Origin of the sequence: Paraburkholderia sp. GAS206C (assembly GCF_050435645.1) — a bacterium.
GTDB classification, from domain to species: domain Bacteria; phylum Pseudomonadota; class Gammaproteobacteria; order Burkholderiales; family Burkholderiaceae; genus Paraburkholderia; species Paraburkholderia phenazinium_B.
Window position 1 is genome coordinate 53,289 of sequence record NZ_JBNDKR010000016.1, and the last position, 21,210, is coordinate 74,498.

The window sequence follows — 21,210 nt, forward strand, 5'->3', positions numbered from 1 at the left end:
GCAATGCTCTCATCAACGCGACACGTCTTGCCTGGCATAAGTCGACTCCCAGCCACCGCCAAGCGCCTTGCAAAGCGTGATCAGATTCGCGTCAGCGGTTGCCTTGCTTTGTTCGAGATTGCTTTCGCCATCGAGCAACTGCCTCTGTACGTTCAGCACGTCGAGATAATCGAGTGCACCGGCCTTGTAACGCTGCTGCGCGACCGACAGTGCGCGCTGGTTCAGAGCCACCACCTCCGTCAATCGGTCACGCCGCTGCTGTTCGGCATCGTAGACCACCAGCGCATCGTCCACCTCGCGCCACGCTTCAAGTACGGTGCGTTGATAGACGATCGCGGCTTCCTGTTGTTGCGCCTCACGCAGATGCAATGTCCCCTTGAGCCGTCCGCCTTCGAAAATCGGCATCGTGATGGAGGGTCCGACAACAAACTGCCCCGACGCCCAGTTGGCGAGGCTCGAGAGCTGCAGACTCTGAAAACCTGCGCTGCCATTCAGCGAAATGCGCGGATAAAAATCGGCCTTTGCCATACCGATCGAGGCAGTGGCAGCATGCAGCTGTGCCTCCGCTTGCCGGATATCCGGTCTGCGTTGCACCAGCTCCGACGGAAAGCCGATGGGTACCTGCGCAGGCAGCTCGGGGACGTCATGCGGCTCGCTCAGTGTTTGCGCGAGCGCGCCTGGCTCTTCGCCGAGTAATACGCCAATCGCGTTGATCGTGGTCTCGCAGCGCGATTCGAGCGTCGGGATCAGGCTCTCGATCGAAGCCACCTGCGCGGAAGCGTTGGCCACGTCCAGATCCGTCGTCACGCCTTCGCGTACCTGGACTTGCGTGAGTTTCGTGGTATCGCGAGCAAGTTCGAGGTTTTGCTTCGCAATGCGCAGCAACGACTGTGTATCGCGAAGCTCGATATAGTCTCGCGCGAGTTCGGCGCGGGCTGACAGCAGCACAGCATTTCGATCCTCGTAAGAAGCTTGCGTCAAGGCAGTCGCAGCTTCCACTCCGCGTCGATTGCGGCCCCAGATATCGAGTTCCCAGGAGGCGTCGAAGCCCGCCTGATAGAGGTTGTACGCCGGCGAACCCTTGGAGCCCGGCAACGGCGCGACGCCAAGCGGCGTATTACCCGAAGCGGATTGTGACTGCGTTTCGGTCGGACTAACCCCGAGCAGCGACAGGATGCCGTTCGGACTTCCGCGCTCGCGGTCATACGACGCAGCGCCGTCCAACGTGGGATATTCTGCTGCACCTGCGACGCGCTGCTCAGCCCGGCTTTGGCGAAGGCGCGCCGATGCCGCGGCCACATCGAGGTTCGCATTGGCCAGTTGCTGTTCGAGCGTATTCAAGGTGGGATCGTTGAACAGGGTCCACCAGTCCGTATCGAAGTCGGTCTCGACAGCCTTGCTTGGAGCCTGCGCCGCCTGAGTGCGATCGAACACTTGCGGCGGCGTGGACGTCACGGGAGGTTCGAAGTTCGGCCCAACCGTACAGCCCGCTATCACGAGGCACGCCAGTATCTCCAACACCAGCGCGCTGAAAGAAAAGCCGTTCGTATTCATTTTCTCTCTCCTGCTTCGGCCAGGGTATCGCTATGCTGACCCACGGCAACTTCCGTTTCGACAGACAGCCCCACGCTCAGCGCAGACGCTGCCTCCTGACCTCGATCGATCGTGATCTTCACCGGCACGCGTTGCACCACCTTCGTGAAGTTGCCCGTCGCGTTGTCGGGTGCGATAGGCGCGAAGGCCACGCCGGTTGCAGGCGCGAGGCTATCGACACGACCATGAATCACAACGCCAGGAAAGCTGTCGACCTTGATGCGTACGCTCTCGCCAGGGCGCATGTTGGTGATCTGGTTTTCCTGGAAGTTAGCAACAACGTAAGCGTCCGAAAGCGGCACGATCGCGAGAACCGGCGCACCTGGCGTCACGAACGCTCCAACCCGTGCGGAACGCCGTCCAACCTTGCCGTCCACCGGGGCGCGAACCTCCGTATAGGACAGATTGAGCTGTGCCTGATCGAGCGCCGCTTCGGCGCGTGCGAGTGCGCCGGCTGCCTTATCGCGTTGGGTACGCAATACGTCGAGATTCTGCTCGGTCGACGCCAGCGCGGCCCGGTCGTGTGCCTGTTGCGCGAGTTGCTCGGCGAGCGTGCTCGACGCGTGCTGTTGCTCTTGGGTCGTTCCCGCACCTGCGTCCGAGAGGTCCTGATATCGCGAGGCGTTGGCTCTTGCAAACCCGATCGACGCATCGTCGGATTTGAGCGTCGCGCTCGCTTGCTCGACCAGCGAGGGCTGCCGCGCGATCTCGGCGTCGTAGTTCGCAACGGACGCCTTTGCCGCTGCCACGTCCGCTTCGGCACTCATCAAAGCGGCCTTGAAGTCACGATCATCGATACGGACCAGCAATTGCCCGGCCTTGACCGACTCGTTGTCGTTGACGAATACGTCGGATATCTGACCGGCGATACGCGGCGCCACCAAAGTGAAATCGGCTTCAACGTAAGCGTCGTTAGTGGATTCGGTATTCGAGTTGCCGGTCAGGCTTGTGCAAGCCCACGCACCAATGCCGGCCGCAACAAGCAACGCGGCAACACGAATAATCCTGAGGGGAGATTTAGCAGCGGATGACATAAGAACCGTCCTTAGCGTGAAGTGGAGGGCGTCGTGCACCACGGCGGGTAGATCCGCACGGGTAACACGGGCACCAGGAAAAGGAGGGCGATGGCAACACCCGCCATGACCCGGTAGAGATCCGCCGACGTCAGCACCACTGCCTGCTCGTGGATCCGGTGTGCAAGTTCGCCGAGGCTATAAGCTGCGTCGACGCTTTGACTTGCTACAAGCGCGTGGTTGCCTAAATGGTCCACGAGCATGTTCGAATGAAGGTGTTCCCGATCGGTGCTCAGCCCTTCGATGAGTGCCGTTGCTACAGCCGCTGAAAAGGTTTTGAGCGAGTTGAACATCGCCGAAGCAAATGGGCCGTCTGTCGGGGCCAGGCCCGTCGTCACACCCATCAGGATTCCCAGGATTACCATCGGCTGCGCGACGATCTGGATCGATTGAAGCCAGTAGAAGTTGTTGCGAATCCATTCGGAGGTAATGAAGCTTCCCATCAGGCACGTGGCAAGCATGAGGCACAGGCCGATCGCCATGACCCACCGGTGATCGACCCGCCGCAGATTCAGAACGGCAGCGGTCAGTGGGAGCGTGATCAGAAGCGGGATCGCAACCAGCAACGACAAGGGCGCAGTCTGCAGCGGCCTGTAGGCATGAACGCTCGCGAGATACTGGCCGGGTATTGCGGCCACACCCACCAGCAGGATCACCGCGCCCAGCAGGGTCGTCAGTCCGTGCGTGAAGTTTCTGCGCGACAGCAACTGCAGCTTGAAAAAAGGCAGGGGGTGAAACCACTCGTTGACGAGGAATGTCGCAAACAGAAGCCCCCCGCCAATAAACATCACGCGAATGAGCTCGGAATCGAGCCAGTCCAGACGATCGCCTTGCAGCAGGCCCGTCACGAGCATCGCGACGGCCGGAAATCCCGTCAGAAACCCGGTCCAGTTGAATGCCTTGAGCCGTTCGAGTTTGAGGGGATCGGCGGGAAGCCCTTGCTGGATCGCCACACAGCACGCGATACCAAGCGGCACGATTTGCCAGAACGCCATCTGCCAGCCGACATACTCGGTCCACAAAGCAGCGAGCGGCGTGCCGAGCGCCGGTCCAAAGGTCGCCGTGAGGGCGTAGCCCGCGAGGCCGTATAGCTTCACCTTGGGCGGAAGGTAGCGCAGCGCCACGATGATCAGCATCGGGGGCAGACATCCTCCTGCAATTCCCTGCAGGACGCGCAGCGCATAGAGCGTCAGCAGGTTTGGTGCGAAGGGGCAGAGGATCCCGAACAGCATCGTCGCGATCACGGCGCCGATGGTGAATCGCTTGAGCGTGAACGTGATGCCAAACCACGGAGCAAACACCATCGTCGCGACATTGGCTGCTTCGAATAAAGCGGTCAGCCAGGTTCCGTCGTCATGCCCTATCGAGAGCGCGCCCTGAATGTCCGCCAGGGACTGCGCGGTGACCTGTTCGTTGAGAATGGCCAATAAAGACGCGAGCAGCATGCCAACGAGACCAATCGCCAGGCGAAGCGGAAGCGCGGATTGTGCGGGCGCCGCCTGCGCAGGAGCGGCTGTGGTCGTTAAAAGGTTGGCTGTAGTCATGGCAATCCCGTTACTGTTCAGGTTCAATAGGGCTTCTAAATGTCGGTGTTGGAGATCACATGAGAAGCGAAGACTCTCCGGCACCGATAGCGGCCGGCGGCCGGGTTACATCTTCGGTTGCGCCTCTTTGAAGTACTGCGGCGCTTCCCGGCGATCGAACATGCCGTACTCCCGGATAACGCGGATATTGCGCACGCGCGATGCATCCGCCGTAGCTGCCTTGGCCAGGAACGCTTCGGCTGCTGCATGGTCGCGCCACGTCAGAACGGCGATGACGTCTCCCGGTGCCAGCAGTGCGTCGAAGACGTCCCAGGAAACGAGGTCAGTCGCGCTCGTATCCACTCCGAGTGATTTCGCCACCTCGTCTGCGCTGCTCTGCTTCACCCATGCCGGCGAGAATTTCCCGTCATGTAGCGTCACTGCCTTACCTTTTCCCGTCTCGGTGACATCCAGGCGCTGCTCGAGCAAGGCGTGTCCCGCGGGAACATGCGTATCGCTGACGGTCTGACCAATGCGCAGGCGATAGTCGGAAAACACGCGGTCGCGCGCAGCCTGCATGATCCTGTTGTGCGTCGCTTCGGTACGCCAGCGGATGAGCGATTTCTCGTCGCGCCAACTCGACAGCGAAAGAAGCCACCCCTCGCGTGTGAGACTTGCGTAGCGGTTGTTGTCAATAAATCCGTCGATTTTGTCCAGTTCAGGACGCAGCATTTTGGCCATGCCGAGATAGGCATCGACCTGCTCAGGGATCGGGTGAACTTCAAGCATTGCGGAGAACATGTGGACCTCTCTCGTTTGGTTAGTCGTACAACGTGTAGAGATTGTCCAGGATCGGCCCGATTCATTGGAGTCCAAACGGGTTGGTATTGGGCCAATGAGTGATCGAAATTTGCCATGCTTTCAAGGACGTTCTGCATAACCCTCACGGCCTGAAAGAGTCTTTTGCAGGCCGATCTCCGGCACCTCGATCACAACGCATAGAATCACGGCTTATGGACGCGTGATGAGGGTAGGGAGCGAAATGGACAAATTGCGTGAGATGGAGATTTTCGTGGCCATCGTCGACCGGGGCAGCTTCACGGGTGCGGCTGACAAAGTTGGCATGTCGTCCGCCGCGGTCTCGCGGGCGGTCAATTCGCTGGAATCGCGTCTCGGCACACATCTGCTGGCCCGCACGACCCGAACGGTTCGTCCGACGGATGCAGGCCTGTCATACCTCGAAGCCTGCCGCAAGGTGTTGGACACCATCACGGATGCAGAAGCGACCTTGGCGGCCGATCAACTCAATCCCGTGGGGACATTGACTATTTCCGCACCGGTCCTGTTCGGCCAGCGATATGTTGCGCCGCTGGTCAACGCATTCGTGCTGCGTTATCCGGACGTCAACGTCAATGCGGTGTACGCCGATCGAACGACGCGGCTTCTGGAAGAGGGTGTGGATATTGCCATCCGTATCGGCCATCTCGGCGACTCTTCGGCATTCGCCGTTCCGCTAGGCTTTGTGCGGCGTCGGACGTACGCAGCGCCTTCCTATCTCGCCGAGCATGGGGAGCCCCTTCACCCCAGAGATCTGGCCGATCACCACTGTGTATCTTTCACGGGCGTCTCGCTTCCGCTCGAGTGGGCGTTCAACGAGAACGGTTCGCGGCTGCCTGTGAGACTTCAGCCGCGGATGATTGTCGACCTGGGTCCTGCTGCTCTTCTCGCTGCCGTCGATGGAGTGGGAATCGCCCAGTTTCTGTCGTATCAGGCAGCGCCTGATGTAGCCGATGGCAGGCTCCAACCGGTGCTGACCTCATTCGAGCCCGAGGCGACACCGGTGAGCCTGCTTCACGTAGAAAGGCGAAGCACCAGCGGCAAGATTCGCGCTTTCGTGGAGTTCGTGACCGAGGCGCTACGCAAAAATGCGCACCTTCAGGACGTGGACGCTACAGCGACGCGAACTTCCCGGTAGGCGGCCACCAGCGCGTCAAGGCCGAACGCCCGGTTCAATCCGCTTGGATTGGGTACGACCCACGCGTATGCGCCACCGAAGGGTTTTGTTTGCAGCCCCCAATCGATATCGCGCGTGCCGGAGATGGCCGCGAGTGCCATCTTTCCGAGGAAAACGACGTGTTGCGGGGCGTACCGCCCGATCTTTAGCCGAAAAGCCTCCCCGGCCAACTCGATCTCCGAGCGCGACAACTCGGCAGCCTGCGCTGTGGCGCGCGGGACCACCGCGGTGAGACCGCAACCGTATCGAAGAAGCGAACGGTCGTCTTCGGGAGGGATCTGTTCAGGCGTGAAGCCTGCAAGATGCAGCACCCGCCAAAACCGGTTGCCGCGGCCCGCAAAGTGATGACCTGTCGACGCCGCACGCTGACCCGGATTGATCCCGCAAAAGATTACCGACAGGCCCGGTTCAAGGATGTCAGGAAGCGGCTGAATGGAATCAGCTTCGGTCACAGATGAGCCAGTCCTTGAAGCGATATCTGCTTGCCGGCACCCTGATTGGCCCACGGTTGCGCGCCGGCCTCGCCGCGGAATCGTTGCCGATATTGTTTCGGGGTGACCTCGAGGCGGCGCGAGAAAGTCGTGCGCATATGTGTGGCACTCCGAAATCCGCATTTGAATGCGACGGTTTTCAGCGGTGCATCCGAGTCTTCGAGCAACTTTCTTGCGGTGTCGACGCGAACCTGTTCGACGAACGCGGAGGGCGTCACCTTGGCATACTTCGCGAATACTCGCGAGAAGGTTCTTCGACTCACCGCAACTGCGCCAGCGAGCTGTTCGATCGATAGCGCTTCGGTGATGTGCTCGGTCACGTAGCGGTGGACCTTGCCGATAATCGGATCTTCATCCCTTCCGCTTCCGACGTATGGGCTGTACTGGGACTGACCACCTTCGCGCTGGATGTAGACGACAAGACGCTTTGCGACGCGCACCGCCAGTTCATGCCCCCAGTCTTCGGCGACAAGCGAGAGGCACAGATCGATGCCGGCCGTCACACCTGCCGAGGTAATCAGGCGTCCGTCACGAACGAAGATCTTGTCGGGCTGCACGGAGGCCTGCGGAAATTCGTGGGCGAGGCGATCTGCGTCCGACCAATGAGTCGTCACTTCCTTGCCGTCGAGCAGTCCCGCATGAGCCAGTACGAATGCACCATTGCAAACGGAGCCAAACCGCGTCGCGTTGCTTGCCTGATTTTGCAGCCACGTCAGGAAGTCACTGGACGGTTGAGCGTCGGGCAATTGCGGGCCGCCTGCGACGAGTAGCAGATCCCATTGCGTGTCGAGGTCCGCGTAGCCGAACGGCACGGAAAGTCCCATCCCGTTCGAGCAGGTCACGGTACCGGCGCGCGCGCCCACCAGCGAGACTTCGTACTTCTGATGTTCGGGCAGGATCGTGTTTGCTTCCGCGAACACGTCGAGGGGGCCTGCAACGTCGAGCGCCTGGACACCATCGAATATGACAATGGCGACTTTCATACCGTGACCTTCGTGGAGTGAATGGACCCGTTTCCGAGCGGTATTGCAGCTTACCGCAATGGCCCAGAAAGAGGGACGCACTAACCGGTAATTGACTTTTGCAGCGGTGTAACAAGCGGACGGGCGTCCAGCCGTGCCTGGCCCAAATCTCACGTTGATTGGCCCGGTATCGTGCTATCCGCGTGTTTCCTCTCCCATGCCGTCTGATTAGACTTTATCCCATGGATACGGCTATAGCCGCCCCTTCGTCGCGGTCTACGTTGACACGGGACGACAACCAGGGACAGGAGTGACGGCGCATGCATGTTGCAATGATGCTCTACGCAGGATTTCGGCTGCTCGAAGTGACGGGCCCGATGGAGGTTTTCCACGAAGCGAACCGCTTGTGCGGCGCAACGATGTACGAGCAGCATCTCGTGGGGCCGTCCCGAGGGCCGGTGGTGTGCTCGAGTGGCGTGGCGGTTAGCACGACTGAGTGTCTGCTGGATGTGAGCGCTCCATTTGACATCGTCGTAGTGCCAGGTTCGCCGGTGGTTGGCCCGAGGCACGGGCATCGCGAGCTGGTGGAGTGGCTCAGTGACGCCGGCCGTCGGGTGCGAAGGCTCGTGTCGGTGTCCAATGGGGCCTTTTTAATCACACGCGCCGGCCTCGCCGACCATCGCTCGCTGACCACGCATTGGCGCGACGCCGAACGGCTCTCCAGCGACTACCCCTTGGTGCACGTCATGAGCAATCAAGGCAGCGTGAAGGACGGCAACCTCCACTCGTCGCGCGGCGTCAGTGACGGTATGCGGGTGGCGTTGGCCCTGGTCAGGGAGGACCTTGGTGACGAATTCGCCACGAACCTCGCACGGTCATTGTCGAGGCAGTCATGACCCGGGACCCTATCGTCGAATGTGACGGATCTGCCTTTCACGCGCTAACGGTCGAAATGAAATGTATGGTTGACGAAAACCTGATCCATAAGGCACTCGCAAATCCGTTCCGGCGCGAGATCTTGAGATGGTTAAAGACGCCAGAAGAATACTTTTTGCGAAGTCGAATCGATCTTGGATGCGGGGTACCTTTAAACGCAATTCACGCGCGCAGTGGGCTATCCCAGTCGACCGTGTCGGCCCACCTTGCGATCCTGGTCGAAGCCGGACTGCTTGTTTCGACGCGCGTCGGTCAGTGGATGTTTGTGATGCGAAACGATGAAGTGATTCGCGCCTTCGCGGAACAGATAAGGAAAGAAATATAGTCGCATCAGATGGTTAAGGCTGCATCCAGCTGAGGGCACGAACGCTTGCAACGATCTCCATCGCACGCTGGCGACAGCCCTCAAGGCCTGGCCGAGTTGAAGGCGCCGTCCGCCCATGCTTGTAATGACGATCCCCGTTACAATTAAGTTTTCCCTGAATAACCATGATCGTCGTGATCATTGGGCCGATGTCGGGAACCCGCGGCGAACACACACGGAGGCGTAGCGCATGAGCGAATCACAAGTCACCATTCAGGAACAGGAAGGTGCCTGTAAGGCGTGGGTCCTGACGCCCGAAGGCGAGGGCAAATGGCCCGCTGTGATCTTCTACATGGACGCCTTTGGCATCCGGCCAGGCATGCTCCAGATGGCAAAGCACGTGGCGAGCAAAGGGTACGTTGTGCTTCTGCCCGACCTGTTTTACCGCTTCGGAGCTTACGGGCCGCTCGACCCCAAGGAAGTGCTGAAGGGCGATTTCCGTGCCACCGTTGGGCCCATGATGGCCAGCAGCGACAACCACAAAGCCGCTGAAGACACCGCGGCCTTTATCGAATACCTCGATACGCGCGCTGATGTGGCCGGTAAGAAGATTGGCACCGTCGGTTTCTGCATGGGCGGCGGCATGGCACTCACGGCGGCGGCTTACTACCCGGATCGCATTGTTGCGGCGGCGAGCTTCCACGGCGGCAATCTCGCGACCGACCAGCCGACGAGTCCCCACCTGCTTCTCGACAAGATCAAGGCCGAGTTGTATATCGGCATTGCCGACAACGATCACAGCTTCCCACCCGAAATGGGCGAGCGCTTCGAAGCCGCGCTGGGCGCCGCGGACGTGAAGCACAAGAGCGAACTGTACAAAGGCAAGGCGCACGGCTGGATGAAGCCGGACATGCCCGTCTACGACGCAGAGGCGGCCGAGCGGGGCTGGAAGGAGCTGTTCTCGTTGTACGCTCGAACGCTCAAATAACAGTTCCTGATGCGCGGGAGACTCAGCGCGCAGTGAGCCGTCGGGCTTGAACCGGTACCTTTGATTGCTGTGCAGATCCGCAAACACCGTTCTGATAAAGACGGTGGATTGCGGATTGAACAGATCAGATCAAATGGCTAGTCCGGGTGTTCAGCGCCCGGCCGCTTTGGAAACAGGATGCCTTCCTTGACCTGCGTCCCCGGTCTTACGCCATGACCCCAAGGCAGATTCCACTGCGCTTCGGCGGAAACCCCAAGCAAGCCTCGCAACTCCTCCATCTTGCCCGGCATCACAGGATGCAAAAGATTGCTGGCGCTGCAAAGCGCTTCTAACAGCGTATAGAGCACCGTATCCAACTGGTCCGACGCGTTGGAATCCGTCGCCAGTGCCCATGGCGCGCTACTCGCAACGTAGCCGTTCAGGTGTTTGACGAAATCCATTACCTGTTCCACCGCGCGACTCAGTTTCATTTCTTCCACTAGTGCCAGAACGATGCCGGGCAGTTCGTTCGACCAGCCGATGATCGCTTCCTCGCGCGCTTCATAGGCCTTCGGCGCAGGCACCGTGCCGCCGCGATATTTCATCGCCATGGCCAGCGTGCGCGCGGCCAGATTGCCCAGATCGTCGGCGAGATCCCGATTCAGGCGTTGTTCGATCACTGCGTTACTAACGATTCCGTCGAAGCCGAAGCTGACCTCCCGGATTAGCGTGTAGCGCAGCGTATCGACACCGTAGGTATCGGCGGCCTCCAGCGGATCGACGCCATTGCCGAGCGACTTGCTCATCTTGCGGCCATCGGAACCGAGCAGGTGTCCGGAAACATGCAAGCGCTGATACGGCGCGATTCCCAATGCATGGGTCATGCTCAACCAGAAGAGCGTGTGCGTGCGCAGGATGTCCTTGCCGATCACATGCCGCACCGACGGCCAGTAATCAGCGAAGGCAGGCTGGTCGGGATAACCCAGTGGCGAAACGTAGCTGAGGAGCGCGTCGAACCATACGTACGTAACATGTCCGGCATCCCACGGAATCGGGATGCCCCAGTCGAGACGATCCACGGGACGCGAAATACTCAGGTCACCTATCGGCTGTTCCAGCAGCTTCAATATCTCGTTGCGGTATTGCACCGGTTGGATGAGGTCTGGCGTGTCCAGCAACAGCTGACGCATCCATTCGCGATGCGCTTCCATGCGGAAGAAATAATTGGGTTCGCGCCGCAACACAGGCGGTTCCTTGTCTTCAGGAAGTTTGCCATCCACCAGTTCCTTCTCAGTGACAAAGCGCTCCTGACCGATCGAATAAAGCCCCTCGTAGTCCGCCAGGTAGATATCCCCGGCATCGAAGAGCCGTGTCAGGCAATCGGACACCACCCTGGCGTGCGCGGGGTTCGTGGTGCGAACGAACATGTGGGGCTTGACTGCCAGGCGCCGCCACGCTTCCTTGAAGCTCTGTGCGTGGCGTTCCACAAACACTTGTGGCGCCTCGTTGGCCTGCAGGGCGGCCCTGGCGATCTTCTCGCCGTGCTCGTCAGCGCCCGTTAGCAGCAGGACCTGGTGACCGGCAGCACGCAGGTAGCGGGCCATGATGTCAGCATGCACGCTGGCGTAAGCATGGCCCAGATGCGGCCGATCGTTTACGTAGTAAATCGGCGTGGTGATGTATCGGTATGACATTGCCGCTCCAAAAAAGAAAAGGGACGCCTGCGGCGTCCCTTTTTCAGAAGCAAAAAAGCCCTCAGCGCCTGGGGGGAGAACCTGCCAGGGGCATACGCATCGAACGAAGGAGGACTTGGTTAGCTTGCATTGTGTTGGGGTTAAATTCAAAGAAGAATCGGCGGATTCATCCGCGGTGGATGAATCCTGCCAGCTAATTTAATGATTGTCTAGCGCCGGGCGCGTCGATCGTTGCTCGCACTTGCATGGCGCATTGCAGTTTCCCTAAACCGTCCTTAACATCCCGCCATCGACAAAGTAGGTCGACCCGACGCTGTAGCTAGCCTTGTCGGAACAAAGAAACACAATAAAGTTGGCCAACTCTTCCGGAGACGCAAACCTGCGGATAGGCGCGTGCTCGTCCGCGACCTGCTGCAGATGTCCCTCCCAATCACCGCCTGAATCCTGCGTCAACTGCCTGGCGGTCTTGATCCAGTCGGGTGTGAGCACGAGCCCCGGATTAATCGTATTCACGCGGATGTTGTCCTGTATGAATTCGTTCGCCATATTCTTCGACAACATCATCAACGCCGCTTTCGTCACGTTATAGATCGGCTCGTAGCCGAGCGGCTGTGTTGCGCAAATCGATGCGTTGTTCAGGATCGTGCCGCCGCCGCGTGCTTTCATCAAAGGTACGAGGCCGCGTGCGATGCGCACTGCAGCCATCACATGAAGGTCCCAGTACGCGAGCCACTTTTCATCGGGCGCGTTCATGATCGTTTCGTTGCTGCCCGTGCCCGCGTTATTGAAGACAATATCCGCGCCACCGAAATTTTCCTTCGCGGCAGCAACCAGTTTGTCGACGCCTGCCGAAGTCGACACATCGCAAGCGACCGGCACAGCGGTCACGCCGAACTTCGTTGCGATGCCTGCTGCGGCAGCGGACAGGCGCTCCTCATTGCGCGCCGCGAGCAGAAGATGCGTGCCTTCCGCTGCGAACGCCTCTGCCACAGCCAGCCCGATACCCACGCTGGCTCCCGTCAATACGGCCACCTTACCGCGTAAATTCAGATCCATTTCGTTGTCTCCGTTTTTGATAGTCCAGGCTCGACGCTTAAGGCTGCTTTGGCGTCATTGACCTCACCACTGTGCTTGCGCAGAGCTGCGTTGTAAAGGCCTTCGCTTGTTGCGTATGTGCATGTCTGGCTCGCCGGATACGCATGAAGGTGATAGCTGGTAGAGTCGCAAATACCGGCTTTGGAGGTATTTACGCCATGCGCATTTCTGTGCTCGCTCTTGAAGGGCTCTTCGATACGGGGCTCACCGTCATGCTCGACGCGTTCGGGCTCGCCAACAAATTCTCGGCCACGCAACTAGGTGGCACACCGCGTTTCGATGTATCGATCGTAGGCGTGCGCAAGCGGGTTCGGTCCGGACAAGGGCTGACGATACCTGTGCAACCCGTAACGGCAGGTTTGAAACCGGACTGGGTAGTTGTTCCGGCATTGAGCACTGGCACGCCTGAGCAGCTGGTTCCTGCTCTCACGAGACCGGATGTGGTTCAGGCCAAAGCGCAACTGCTGAAATGGCATGCCGAGGGAGCGCTGATCGCCGCGTCCTGTATCGGAACATTTCTTGTGGCGGAAACCGGACTTCTCGATCAGCAGGAAGCGACGACGACGTGGTGGCTCGGCCCGCTGTTTCGACAACGCTACCCCAACGTGTCGCTCGACGAGTCTCGCATGCTGGTACCGTCAGATGTAGGTGTGACAGCCGGCGCGGCTTTAGGACATCTCGATCTCGCCCTCTGGCTGATACGGCGCGCGAGCCCCGAGTTGGCCACGCTCGTCTCGCGTTACCTGCTGGCTGATATACGCTCCTCGCAGGCGCCGTACATCATTCCCAATCACCTCGCGCAGGCAGATCCGCTGATTCAACGCTTCGAACAGTGGTCGCGGAAAAATCTTCGCTCGGGCTTTTCGCTGCAGGAAGCCGCCAGCGCACTCGCGACGAGCACGCGCTCGCTGCAGCGCCGTTGTCAGGAGGTGCTTGGCAAATCGCCGCTTGCCTACTTCCAGGACCTGCGAGTCGAGCACGCACAATCGCTTCTGCGCGGGGGACGCCTCGACCTCGAAGCGATCGCAAGCGAAGTCGGCTACGGCGATGGTGCGACATTGCGTACGCTGCTGCGCCAACGTCTGGGACGGGGTGTGCGCGACCTCCGTTCCGACCTGCTCTGACACGCGGATGCGCCTGGCGCGAATGGCTCTAAAGTTGGCGTTTGTGACTGTGTGAGTTCTAGGGTTCAGAGACTAGACTCGATCGCGCTGTTTGCAGCAATGAACACGCAGTCTCTGTCAATGAACGTTGAACCAGGAGTTATCCATGAAAGTTTTTGCCATCGCATCCGCCAAGCCGACCCTCACACCGGAGAAGCTCCAGCAGCATATGCCAAACGAAGTTCCGGCCACACTCAAGCTCTATCTCGACGGCAAGGTCGAGCAGTTCTGGTTTCGTGAGAAGGGCGGTCCGATCTTTCTGATGAATGTCGAATCGGTCGAGCACGCCAAGGCGACGCTCGATACGTTGCCGCTCGTGGCTGACGGCGTCATGAGCTACGAACTGTTGCCAGTCGGCCCGCTGGCCCCGCTTGGCATGCTGATCCAGAACAAGTGAAGTCAGTGAAGTCATAAGCCGGAGCTTATGGCGATCCGTTTGACGTGTTGGATCTCGTTGAAGAACCATTCGATGAGATTTCACCGATGATGGATCGCCTGCAGTTACGGCATCCGTAGCCGCATCGAGATGTGCATCACGAAGGAGTACGAAGATGGACGACGCAGCAGAGATCACCCGGCATTACGAGCGCGAGAGCCTGGTCGAGCACCTTCGCTCGGCTATGGCCAAAAGCGGACTCGGCGAGAAACAACTCTCTGCGCGAGATCTTGCTCAACTTGACCAGTTTCATTCGCGCGGCCTCGCGGCCACCGTAGAACTGGCGAAGGCCCTGCCGATCACCGAGGCGACCCGTGTTGTCGATATCGGATCTGGGCTGGGCGGCCCGTCGCGCTATCTGGCGGAAACCTATGGCTGCACGGTGCACGGCGTCGACCTCAGTCAGTCGTTCGTCGAGGCTGCTACGTTTCTGGCGGAGCGTTCGGGTCTCGGAGGCAAGGTCACGTATCAGCGCGGCAATGCGCTCTCGCTGCCGTTCCCCGCCGACGCTTTCGATCTCGCGTGGACGCAGCACGTTGCCATGAACATTAGCGACCGCGCTGCGCTTTACGGTGAAACATGCCGCGTTTTACGTTCTGGCGGCCATTTCGCCATCTTCGATGTCATCGCTGCATCCAACGAACCCCTGCATTTCCCTGTGCCGTGGGCGAGCGTGCCTGAGTCAAGCTTCCTGGTGACGGCGGACGAGATGCGCACTGTTCTCGCTAAGGAGGGGTTCCGCATCACGTCCTGGACCGACTGCACGGAAGCCGGGATCAGCTGGTTTCTGGAGCGCGAAGCCGAACGCAAGCAGTCTTCGACGCCACCGTTGCTCGCACTCGGCGCTGTGATGGGCCCCGAGTTCGGGCAAGCGACCGTCAACCTTCGCCGCAATCTGAGCGAGGGGCGTGCGGCGCTTATCCAGGCTATCTGCGAAAAGGTCTGAGGATGCTTGAGCCAGAAGGTGCGACAATGTTTTGCGACTTCCATGTAGTCGATGCACTCTGCCGCGTTGTTCATCCCGTGCCGACGGTCGCCACGAACCCCACTCTGGAGGCTTCCGATCCATGTCGCTCATCAATTACATCACGCAGATCCAGTTCGATTTCGGCGCGATTGCGAAACTGCCTGACGAATGCACACGGATCGGCATCAAACGACCTCTGATCGTCACCGACGCGGGCGTGAAAGCCGCGGGCCTCATCGACAAGGTGCTCATTGCTCTTCAGGCAGATCACGAGCCCCCTATCTTTCTGGACACCCCTCCGAACCCCAACGAGCGGGCTGTGCGGGCCGCTGTCGCGATGTACAAGGAGAATCAGTGCGATGGCGTCGTCGCGGTAGGAGGAGGCAGTTCGATCGATCTGGCCAAGGGCGTCGCAGTGTGCGCGACCCACGAAGGACCTTTGCGCCAGTTCGCGCTTATCGAAGGTGGATTGCAGCGCATCACAGCGGCTACGGCGCCGGTTATCGCAGTCCCAACGACTGCCGGCACTGGCAGCGAAGTGGGGCGCGGCGCCATCCTGATTCTCGATGACGGCCGCAAGCTCGGCATTATTTCCCCCTACATCGTGCCCCGTTCCGCAATCTGCGATCCGCAACTCACGTTAGGGTTGCCCCCGCAACTCACCGCTGCAACGGGAATGGATGCGATTGCCCATTGCATCGAGACCTTCCTGTCGCCGGCGTTTAACCCGCCTGCCGATGGCATCGCCCTCGACGGACTTTGGCGTGCATGGCGTCACATCGAGATTGCAACGCGTGACGGCAGCAACGTCACCGCACGTCTGAACATGATGAGCGCTTCATTGCAGGGAGCGCTTGCGTTCCAGAAAGGGCTGGGATGTGTCCATAGCCTGAGCCACTCGCTGGGCGGCATCAATCCGAAACTGCATCACGGAACGTTGAACGCGATCTTTCTTCCCGCGGTGATCCGCTTCAATCGCGAAGCCCCTACAGTCCAGGACGAAGGAAAAATGGTGCGGTTAGCAGGCGCAATGGGGCTGGAATCGCCAGCGGACGTAGAAAGCGCGATTGCGCGCATGACGGCCGACCTGGGGCTGCCGACGCGCTTGTCGACGCTTGGGGTGGAGCGTGAGCAGTTCGACAGGATTATCGAAGGCGCACTCGCCGATCATAGTCACAAGACCAATCCGCGCGAGGCAAGCCCTGCGGACTATCGGGCCATGCTCGAAGAGTCGTTCCAGGGGTTCTAAAGAACAGAGGGAGATGCGCCGGCACGACTGCTTGCTGGTAGCCGTGTCGGCGCGTCCGTATCAGTGGTTATGGCGCGATTCGCCGCGCGTTTCCAGGATGTTGAGATACAGCGTTGCCGGCTCGAGGCATGCGCCACTCGCCTGCTGACCTACCATGCTGCGATAGATCTCTTCCCACGGCGTTTTGTTCTGCAGAACAGGCGCTTTCCACTGTGCGCGGCGTGCTGCCAGTTCGCTCTCGGGGATCATCACGTCGACCTTGCGCGAGTTCAGGTCGATGCGGACCCGATCGCCGGTTCGCAGCAACGCAAGCCCGCCGCCGACTGCCGCTTCCGGCGAAACGTTGAGAATCGAAGGCGTGGCCGAGGTACCGCTTTGACGGCCGTCGCCAAGGGTCGGCAGCGTGTCGACACCTTGCTTGAGCAACGCCGCAGGCGGCTGCATGTTGACCACCTCGGCGCCGCCCGGATAACCGACCGGCCCGCAGTTGCGAATCACGAGGATAGAGCGCTCGTCGACGCCCAGTTGCGGATCTTCGATGCGCGCATGGTAGTCCTCCGGCCCTTCGAATACGATCGCTTTCCCTTCGAACACGTCGGGATGCTCAGGATCGGCGAGGAAGCGTTTGCGGAACGCCTGGTCGATCACGCTGATTTTCATCACGGCGCTGTCGAACAGATTGCCGGACATCACCACGTAACCTGCTGCTTCCTTGAGCGGCTGCTGGTAGCTGCGGATCACTTCGCGATCGGGCTCGACGACTTCCGCGAGATCCTCGGCAAGCGTGCGGCCGGAAACCGTACGCACATCGCCGTTCAGCTTGCCTGCGTTGAGCAGCTCGCGCATCACGGCGGGAACGCCACCTGCGCGATGGAATGCTTCGCCCAGAAAGCGACCGGCCGGCTGGCAATCGACAAGCAGCGGAACGTCCGGTCCCAGTCGTTGCCAGTCGTCGAGCGAATGTTCGACGCCCATGTGCCGTGCGATCGCGACCATATGGATCGGACAGTTCGACGATGCACCAAGTGCGGCAGCGGCCACGACCGCGTTTTCGAAAGCCTCTTTGGTCATGACATCCGACGGGCGCAGATTCTCCGCGACCATCTCGACGATGCGTTTGCCCGTGCGATACGCCATCCAGCCGCGCTCGCGATGTGGCGCCGGAATCGCCGCGCAGCCCGGCAGCGACATACCCAATGCTTCGGCGAGCGAGTTCATCGACAGGGCGGTGCCCATCGTATTGCAATGGCCGACGGAGGGTGCCGACGAGGACACCATGTTCATGAATTCCTCGTAGTCGATCTCTCCGCCGGCGAGGCGCTTGCGCGCGTCCCAGATGACCGTGCCGGAACCTGCGAGCTTGCCGTGCCACCAGCCGTCGAGCATCGGGCCGCCCGAGAGCACGATGGCCGGGATGTTCACGGTCGCCGCTGCCATCAGGCACGCGGGCGTGGTCTTGTCGCACCCAGTGGTGAGCACGACGCCGTCGATGGGATAGCCGTGCAGGATTTCGACGAGGCCGAGGTACGCCAGATTGCGGTCGAGCGCGGCAGTGGGGCGTTTGCCCGTCTCCTGGATCGGATGGACCGGAAACTCAAGGGGGATGCCGCCGGCGTCACGAATGCCGTCGCGCACACGCGTCGCCAGCTCGAGATGGTGGCGATTGCAGGGCGCAAGGTCCGACCCTGTCTGCGCAATCCCGATGATCGGTTTGCCCGACTGCAGCTCCTCTCGGGTAATCCCGTAGTTCATGTAGCGCTCGAGATACAGCGCCGTCATGCCCGGATCGGCGGGATCGTCGAACCAGCGGCGGCTGCGCAGGCGTGACGGTGAACCATTCTGAGGACTGTCGGGGGATGAGTGGTTTGACATGCTGTTATTCCGTTCGGCTTGTGGAGGCTTGTGGATATAGGCGCCCTCTGAGCAGCGCAACCGCCATACGGGAAGGCGAATTGCCATTCTAGAGCGCATTGGGCCCGGAGCGCATCGGGCCGGGCCGTGTCTTTCGGAAAACCCTGGGAATCACGTGGACGGCCGGGTCGGTCTGTCATAGCAGGTATGAACCCAACTGCATAGCTCGTCATGGCTCCTTGTCCGATACTGGTCTCGAGCGCCGAGACGTGACGGCGCAATGAAACGCGTTAAACCAACCGGAGGAATTCGACATGAGCAATCGTATCGCGATCGTAACTGGGGCCAGCCGTGGGATCGGACGGGCAACTGCAATTCGCCTCGCTAAAGACTTTGGCGGCCTTGTGTTGGTGGCCCGCAGCACGGAGTTGCTGGAAGAGACTGCCGAGGCGGTGCGCGCCGCCGGGGCCGAACCGCTGCCGCTGGGCGCGGACCTGCGCATACCGGCCGCCGCGAAGGAAACCGTCGATCAGACGCTGGCGAAGTTCGGGCGTATCGATGCGGTGGTGAATATCGCCGGCGCGGTTCCTCAGATCGATGTGCTCGACATGACGGACGAGCAGTGGGACGACGGTTTTGCGCTGAAATTGCATGGCGCGCGGCGGCTCGCGGTTCACGCGTGGGAGTCGCTCAAGAAGTCGGAAGGCTCGGTGATTTTCACATCGGGAAATTCGGCCCAGGCCCCGAAGTCGGGTTATGGCGCAGTTGGGACAGTCAACGCGGCGATCGTCGCGATGGCCAAGGCTTTCGCAGATCGCGGCATTGCGGACGGCGTGCAGGTGAATAGCGTGCTGCCCGGCCCGGTGATGACCAATCGTCGCCGCACGTATATGGAAAAGTACGCGCCGGCTCACGGCATGACACTCGAAGAAGCGCTGGAGAAGTTTCCGGCGCAAGTCGGTATCACGCGCTACGGAAATCCCGAGGACATCGCTGAATTAATGGCGTTCGTGTTGTCGCCTGCGGGCCGCTGGATGGTGGGCTCGGCGTTGCGGATGGATGGCGGCGAAATCAAAGGCGTTTGAGGTTCAGACGGCTGGCGGAGTTCGGGTAACGGAGGCAGTCATGGAATTGCGAGCAAAGCAGTATTTCGACGAGCGTGCGACTCAGGAAATGAAGGAGAACCTGAAGCCGCAGGACCGGACGCTTCAGGAGAGGCTGGCGTACGCCTGTCGCATCCTCGCGATGACGGGTCAGGAAGCGGGACTGGCCGGGCAGATCACGGCTCGTTCGGACAAGCCGAAATGCTACTGGACGCTGCGTTTCGGTTTGGGCTTCGATGAAGCGACGCCCGACGATTTCATCGAGGTCGATGCTGATCTGAACACGATCAGCGGCAAGGGAATGGCCAATCCCGCGACGCGTTTTCATCTGTGGGTCTACGAAGCGCGGCCGCAGACGAATGCGATCATCCACACGCATTCGCCTTATGTGTCCGCGTTGGTCGCAGCGCGTCAGCCGCTGGTGATCGCGCAGATGGACATGACCCCCCTGCATAATGACTGCGCGTTTTTGGCCGACTGGCCCGGTGTACCGATCGCCGATCAGGAAGGGGTGATCATTTCGAAGGCGCTCGGCGACAAGCGTTGCATTCTGCTGGCTCATCATGGCCAGCTCACGACGGGTGCGTACGTCGAAGAGGCTACGTATCTCGCTGTGTACCTGGAGCGGGCAGCTCGCATGCAAGTGCGCGCGCGGGTGTTTGGCCCGATTACGCCGGTACCCGACGACCTCGCTGCCGAGGCACACGATTATCTGCTGAAGCAATCGATCGTGAAGGGTACGTTCGATTACTGGTGCCGTCAGGCGGACCGGACGTGAGCGGGTGGTTTTATTAGGCGTGGCATAGTGCCGGCAGGAGAAGCGCGAATCGCTTAAAGGTTGCGGCGCCGTTCAGCCGCACGCAATGCCAGGAAGACCGAATGAAAGCCAACGTCGATCACCAAGTGCGCCTGTTTGTTGAGATCGCGAACAGCAAGTCGCTGTCCGCTGCGGCCGAGGCGCTATCGCTGACGCAATCGGGTCTGAGCCGGCAGCTTTCGAGCCTCGAGAGCTACATCGGTCAGCCGCTCTTCGTGCGGCACGGGCGTGGCGTGGAGCCCACCGAGGCCGGACAGAAACTGCTGGAGGCTGCGTCCTCGGCCTATCAGCTGGTCGACAGCACGTTGGTACAGTTGCGCGACCAGCACGGCGTGACCGCCGGCAGCCTCAACGTCGCCACCATTCATACGCTGAGCTACTACTTCATGGCCGAGGTGGTGGCGCGATTCATGGCGCAGCGGCCTAAAGCGAATGTCGCATTGCTCGGACGCAGCTCGCCCGGCGTGGTCGAACTGGTCGAGGCGGGCCGCGCGGAGATCGGCTTCGTCTACGATTCAGCGGTCGCCTCCGACGAGCTGGAAATCACTCCGCTGTTCGAGGAGGAAATGAGTTTCGTGGTGCACGAGAATTCGCGGTTTGCGACACTCGCCAGTGTCTCGTTGAACGAAGAGACCCCTCCGCTGGTCGTCTTTCCCGCGGGTTATGCGTTGCGCCGCATGCTGCATAGCCGGGCTTTCAATGCCACTGTCGCGGCTGAAGTCGAAACGGTGGATGCGATGCTCAAACTCGTTTCGCTGACCAACGGTCAATGCATCTTGCCCAGTCTGATTCCTGAAAAGCTGCTGCGCGAATACGAACTCAAACGTATTCCGATCGAGGAGCCTGTGATGCGCCGGCGTATCGTCGCCATTACCCGGCGCGGCCGGCCGCTTTCGGCGATGACCTCGCTGATTCTCGAGATTGCCCGCGCAAGCGCACCCACAGCGTAGCGCGCGGCGCACTGTGACGTCG

20 protein-coding genes are annotated in these 21,210 nt (G+C 60.4%); 11 read left to right on the forward strand and 9 right to left on the reverse strand.

All coding sequences use genetic code 11. The annotated features are described in order from the left end of the window. Positions 1 to 12: 12 nt before the first annotated feature. From P3T20_RS34525 to P3T20_RS34540, 4 genes are all read right to left on the reverse strand, one after another. Entirely contained in the window at positions 13 to 1,554 is a 1,542-nt protein-coding gene (locus P3T20_RS34525; protein ID WP_429289237.1) for an efflux transporter outer membrane subunit, read from the reverse strand. After that, complete coding sequence (locus P3T20_RS34530; protein ID WP_074266496.1) at positions 1,551 to 2,627, reverse strand: HlyD family secretion protein; 1,077 nt, start codon at positions 2,625 to 2,627, stop codon at positions 1,551 to 1,553. The genes P3T20_RS34525 and P3T20_RS34530 overlap by 4 nt, the downstream gene beginning before the upstream one ends. 11 nt (positions 2,628 to 2,638) lie before the next feature. Further along, a complete protein-coding gene (locus tag P3T20_RS34535; protein ID WP_429289301.1) occupies positions 2,639 to 4,210 on the reverse strand; it encodes an MFS transporter in 1,572 nt (523 codons plus the stop codon). 105 nt (positions 4,211 to 4,315) lie between these two features. Further along, on the reverse strand, positions 4,316 to 4,990 hold the full coding sequence (locus tag P3T20_RS34540; RefSeq protein ID WP_429289302.1) for an antibiotic biosynthesis monooxygenase family protein: 675 nt from the start codon (positions 4,988 to 4,990) through the stop codon (positions 4,316 to 4,318). A gap of 241 nt (positions 4,991 to 5,231) precedes the next feature. Between P3T20_RS34540 and P3T20_RS34545 the strand changes: the two genes are divergently transcribed. Then, on the forward strand, positions 5,232 to 6,164 hold the full coding sequence (locus tag P3T20_RS34545; RefSeq protein WP_074266493.1) for a LysR family transcriptional regulator: 933 nt from the start codon (positions 5,232 to 5,234) through the stop codon (positions 6,162 to 6,164). Here P3T20_RS34545 and mug read toward each other — a convergent pair. Both mug and P3T20_RS34555 read right to left on the reverse strand, forming a co-directional pair. Further along, a complete protein-coding gene (gene mug, locus P3T20_RS34550; RefSeq protein ID WP_429289238.1) occupies positions 6,125 to 6,655 on the reverse strand; it encodes a G/U mismatch-specific DNA glycosylase in 531 nt (176 codons plus the stop codon). The two genes, P3T20_RS34545 and mug, sit on opposite strands and share 40 nt — an antisense overlap. Next, positions 6,652 to 7,677 carry a GlxA family transcriptional regulator gene (locus P3T20_RS34555; protein WP_429289239.1) on the reverse strand — a complete coding sequence of 342 codons (1,026 nt, stop codon included), beginning with the start codon at positions 7,675 to 7,677 and terminating at the stop codon, positions 6,652 to 6,654. Before P3T20_RS34555 ends, mug begins: the two co-directional genes overlap by 4 nt. A 299-nt stretch (positions 7,678 to 7,976) precedes the next feature. Here P3T20_RS34555 and P3T20_RS34560 point away from each other — a divergent pair, with 299 nt between their 5' ends. The 3 genes from P3T20_RS34560 (at position 7,977) to P3T20_RS34570 (ending at position 9,884) form a co-directional block, all read left to right on the forward strand. After that, positions 7,977 to 8,552 (forward strand): DJ-1/PfpI family protein, encoded by a 576-nt coding sequence (locus P3T20_RS34560; protein ID WP_429289240.1) that lies wholly within the window; start codon positions 7,977 to 7,979, stop codon positions 8,550 to 8,552. A 65-nt stretch (positions 8,553 to 8,617) separates the two neighbouring features. Continuing rightward, on the forward strand, positions 8,618 to 8,917 hold the full coding sequence (locus tag P3T20_RS34565; RefSeq protein WP_429289241.1) for an ArsR/SmtB family transcription factor: 300 nt from the start codon (positions 8,618 to 8,620) through the stop codon (positions 8,915 to 8,917). A gap of 229 nt (positions 8,918 to 9,146) precedes the next feature. Further along, positions 9,147 to 9,884, forward strand: coding sequence for a dienelactone hydrolase family protein (locus P3T20_RS34570; protein WP_429289242.1), 738 nt, complete (start codon positions 9,147 to 9,149; stop codon positions 9,882 to 9,884). A gap of 137 nt (positions 9,885 to 10,021) precedes the next feature. Here the strand turns inward: P3T20_RS34570 and metG are convergent, their stop codons facing one another. Both metG and P3T20_RS34580 read right to left on the reverse strand, forming a co-directional pair. After that, a complete protein-coding gene (gene metG / locus P3T20_RS34575) occupies positions 10,022 to 11,557 on the reverse strand; it encodes a methionine--tRNA ligase (protein ID WP_429289243.1) in 1,536 nt (511 codons plus the stop codon). 264 nt (positions 11,558 to 11,821) lie between these two features. Then, entirely contained in the window at positions 11,822 to 12,613 is a 792-nt protein-coding gene (locus P3T20_RS34580; protein WP_429289244.1) for an SDR family NAD(P)-dependent oxidoreductase, read from the reverse strand. Between the two features lie 197 nt (positions 12,614 to 12,810). Here P3T20_RS34580 and P3T20_RS34585 point away from each other — a divergent pair, with 197 nt between their 5' ends. The 4 genes from P3T20_RS34585 to P3T20_RS34600 all read left to right on the forward strand — a co-directional run bounded on the left by P3T20_RS34585 (position 12,811) and on the right by P3T20_RS34600 (position 16,467). Then, positions 12,811 to 13,776, forward strand: a complete 966-nt coding sequence (locus P3T20_RS34585) for a GlxA family transcriptional regulator (protein WP_429289245.1) — start codon at positions 12,811 to 12,813, stop codon at positions 13,774 to 13,776. Positions 13,777 to 13,921: 145 nt separating this feature from the next. Next, on the forward strand, positions 13,922 to 14,212 hold the full coding sequence (locus P3T20_RS34590) for a hypothetical protein (RefSeq protein WP_429289246.1): 291 nt from the start codon (positions 13,922 to 13,924) through the stop codon (positions 14,210 to 14,212). Positions 14,213 to 14,366: 154 nt separating this feature from the next. After that, positions 14,367 to 15,197: a class I SAM-dependent methyltransferase gene (locus tag P3T20_RS34595; protein WP_429289247.1), complete on the forward strand. Its 831-nt coding sequence runs from the start codon at positions 14,367 to 14,369 to the stop codon at positions 15,195 to 15,197. Between the two features lie 121 nt (positions 15,198 to 15,318). Next, positions 15,319 to 16,467 carry an iron-containing alcohol dehydrogenase gene (locus tag P3T20_RS34600; protein ID WP_429289248.1) on the forward strand — a complete coding sequence of 383 codons (1,149 nt, stop codon included), beginning with the start codon at positions 15,319 to 15,321 and terminating at the stop codon, positions 16,465 to 16,467. A 60-nt stretch (positions 16,468 to 16,527) separates the two neighbouring features. On the opposite strand, the gene P3T20_RS34605 is transcribed toward P3T20_RS34600, so the two are convergent. Then, positions 16,528 to 18,339, reverse strand: coding sequence for an IlvD/Edd family dehydratase (locus P3T20_RS34605; RefSeq protein WP_429289249.1), 1,812 nt, complete (start codon positions 18,337 to 18,339; stop codon positions 16,528 to 16,530). A 293-nt stretch (positions 18,340 to 18,632) separates the two neighbouring features. Here P3T20_RS34605 and P3T20_RS34610 point away from each other — a divergent pair, with 293 nt between their 5' ends. The 3 genes from P3T20_RS34610 (at position 18,633) to P3T20_RS34620 (ending at position 21,188) form a co-directional block, all read left to right on the forward strand. Continuing rightward, positions 18,633 to 19,403: an SDR family oxidoreductase gene (locus P3T20_RS34610; protein WP_074266481.1), complete on the forward strand. Its 771-nt coding sequence runs from the start codon at positions 18,633 to 18,635 to the stop codon at positions 19,401 to 19,403. A 40-nt stretch (positions 19,404 to 19,443) separates the two neighbouring features. Further along, positions 19,444 to 20,199 (forward strand): aldolase, encoded by a 756-nt coding sequence (locus P3T20_RS34615; RefSeq protein ID WP_429289250.1) that lies wholly within the window; start codon positions 19,444 to 19,446, stop codon positions 20,197 to 20,199. Positions 20,200 to 20,300: 101 nt separating this feature from the next. Further along, positions 20,301 to 21,188: a LysR family transcriptional regulator gene (locus tag P3T20_RS34620; protein WP_429289251.1), complete on the forward strand. Its 888-nt coding sequence runs from the start codon at positions 20,301 to 20,303 to the stop codon at positions 21,186 to 21,188. Positions 21,189 to 21,210 lie beyond the last annotated feature (22 nt).

Coding starts and splice junctions, on each gene's coding strand:
- P3T20_RS34525 (WP_429289237.1), bottom strand. CDS start 1,554: ATGAATACGAACGGCTTTTCTTTCAGCGCGCTGGTGTTGGAGATACTG.
- P3T20_RS34530 (WP_074266496.1), bottom strand. CDS start 2,627: ATGTCATCCGCTGCTAAATCTCCCCTCAGGATTATTCGTGTTGCCGCG.
- P3T20_RS34535 (WP_429289301.1), bottom strand. CDS start 4,210: ATGACTACAGCCAACCTTTTAACGACCACAGCCGCTCCTGCGCAGGCG.
- P3T20_RS34540 (WP_429289302.1), bottom strand. CDS start 4,990: ATGTTCTCCGCAATGCTTGAAGTTCACCCGATCCCTGAGCAGGTCGAT.
- P3T20_RS34545 (WP_074266493.1), top strand. CDS start 5,232: ATGGACAAATTGCGTGAGATGGAGATTTTCGTGGCCATCGTCGACCGG.
- P3T20_RS34555 (WP_429289239.1), bottom strand. CDS start 7,677: ATGAAAGTCGCCATTGTCATATTCGATGGTGTCCAGGCGCTCGACGTT.
- P3T20_RS34560 (WP_429289240.1), top strand. CDS start 7,977: ATGCATGTTGCAATGATGCTCTACGCAGGATTTCGGCTGCTCGAAGTG.
- P3T20_RS34565 (WP_429289241.1), top strand. CDS start 8,618: ATGGTTGACGAAAACCTGATCCATAAGGCACTCGCAAATCCGTTCCGG.
- P3T20_RS34570 (WP_429289242.1), top strand. CDS start 9,147: ATGAGCGAATCACAAGTCACCATTCAGGAACAGGAAGGTGCCTGTAAG.
- metG (WP_429289243.1), bottom strand. CDS start 11,557: ATGTCATACCGATACATCACCACGCCGATTTACTACGTAAACGATCGG.
- P3T20_RS34580 (WP_429289244.1), bottom strand. CDS start 12,613: ATGGATCTGAATTTACGCGGTAAGGTGGCCGTATTGACGGGAGCCAGC.
- P3T20_RS34585 (WP_429289245.1), top strand. CDS start 12,811: ATGCGCATTTCTGTGCTCGCTCTTGAAGGGCTCTTCGATACGGGGCTC.
- P3T20_RS34590 (WP_429289246.1), top strand. CDS start 13,922: ATGAAAGTTTTTGCCATCGCATCCGCCAAGCCGACCCTCACACCGGAG.
- P3T20_RS34595 (WP_429289247.1), top strand. CDS start 14,367: ATGGACGACGCAGCAGAGATCACCCGGCATTACGAGCGCGAGAGCCTG.
- P3T20_RS34600 (WP_429289248.1), top strand. CDS start 15,319: ATGTCGCTCATCAATTACATCACGCAGATCCAGTTCGATTTCGGCGCG.
- P3T20_RS34605 (WP_429289249.1), bottom strand. CDS start 18,339: ATGTCAAACCACTCATCCCCCGACAGTCCTCAGAATGGTTCACCGTCA.
- P3T20_RS34610 (WP_074266481.1), top strand. CDS start 18,633: ATGAGCAATCGTATCGCGATCGTAACTGGGGCCAGCCGTGGGATCGGA.
- P3T20_RS34615 (WP_429289250.1), top strand. CDS start 19,444: ATGGAATTGCGAGCAAAGCAGTATTTCGACGAGCGTGCGACTCAGGAA.
- P3T20_RS34620 (WP_429289251.1), top strand. CDS start 20,301: ATGAAAGCCAACGTCGATCACCAAGTGCGCCTGTTTGTTGAGATCGCG.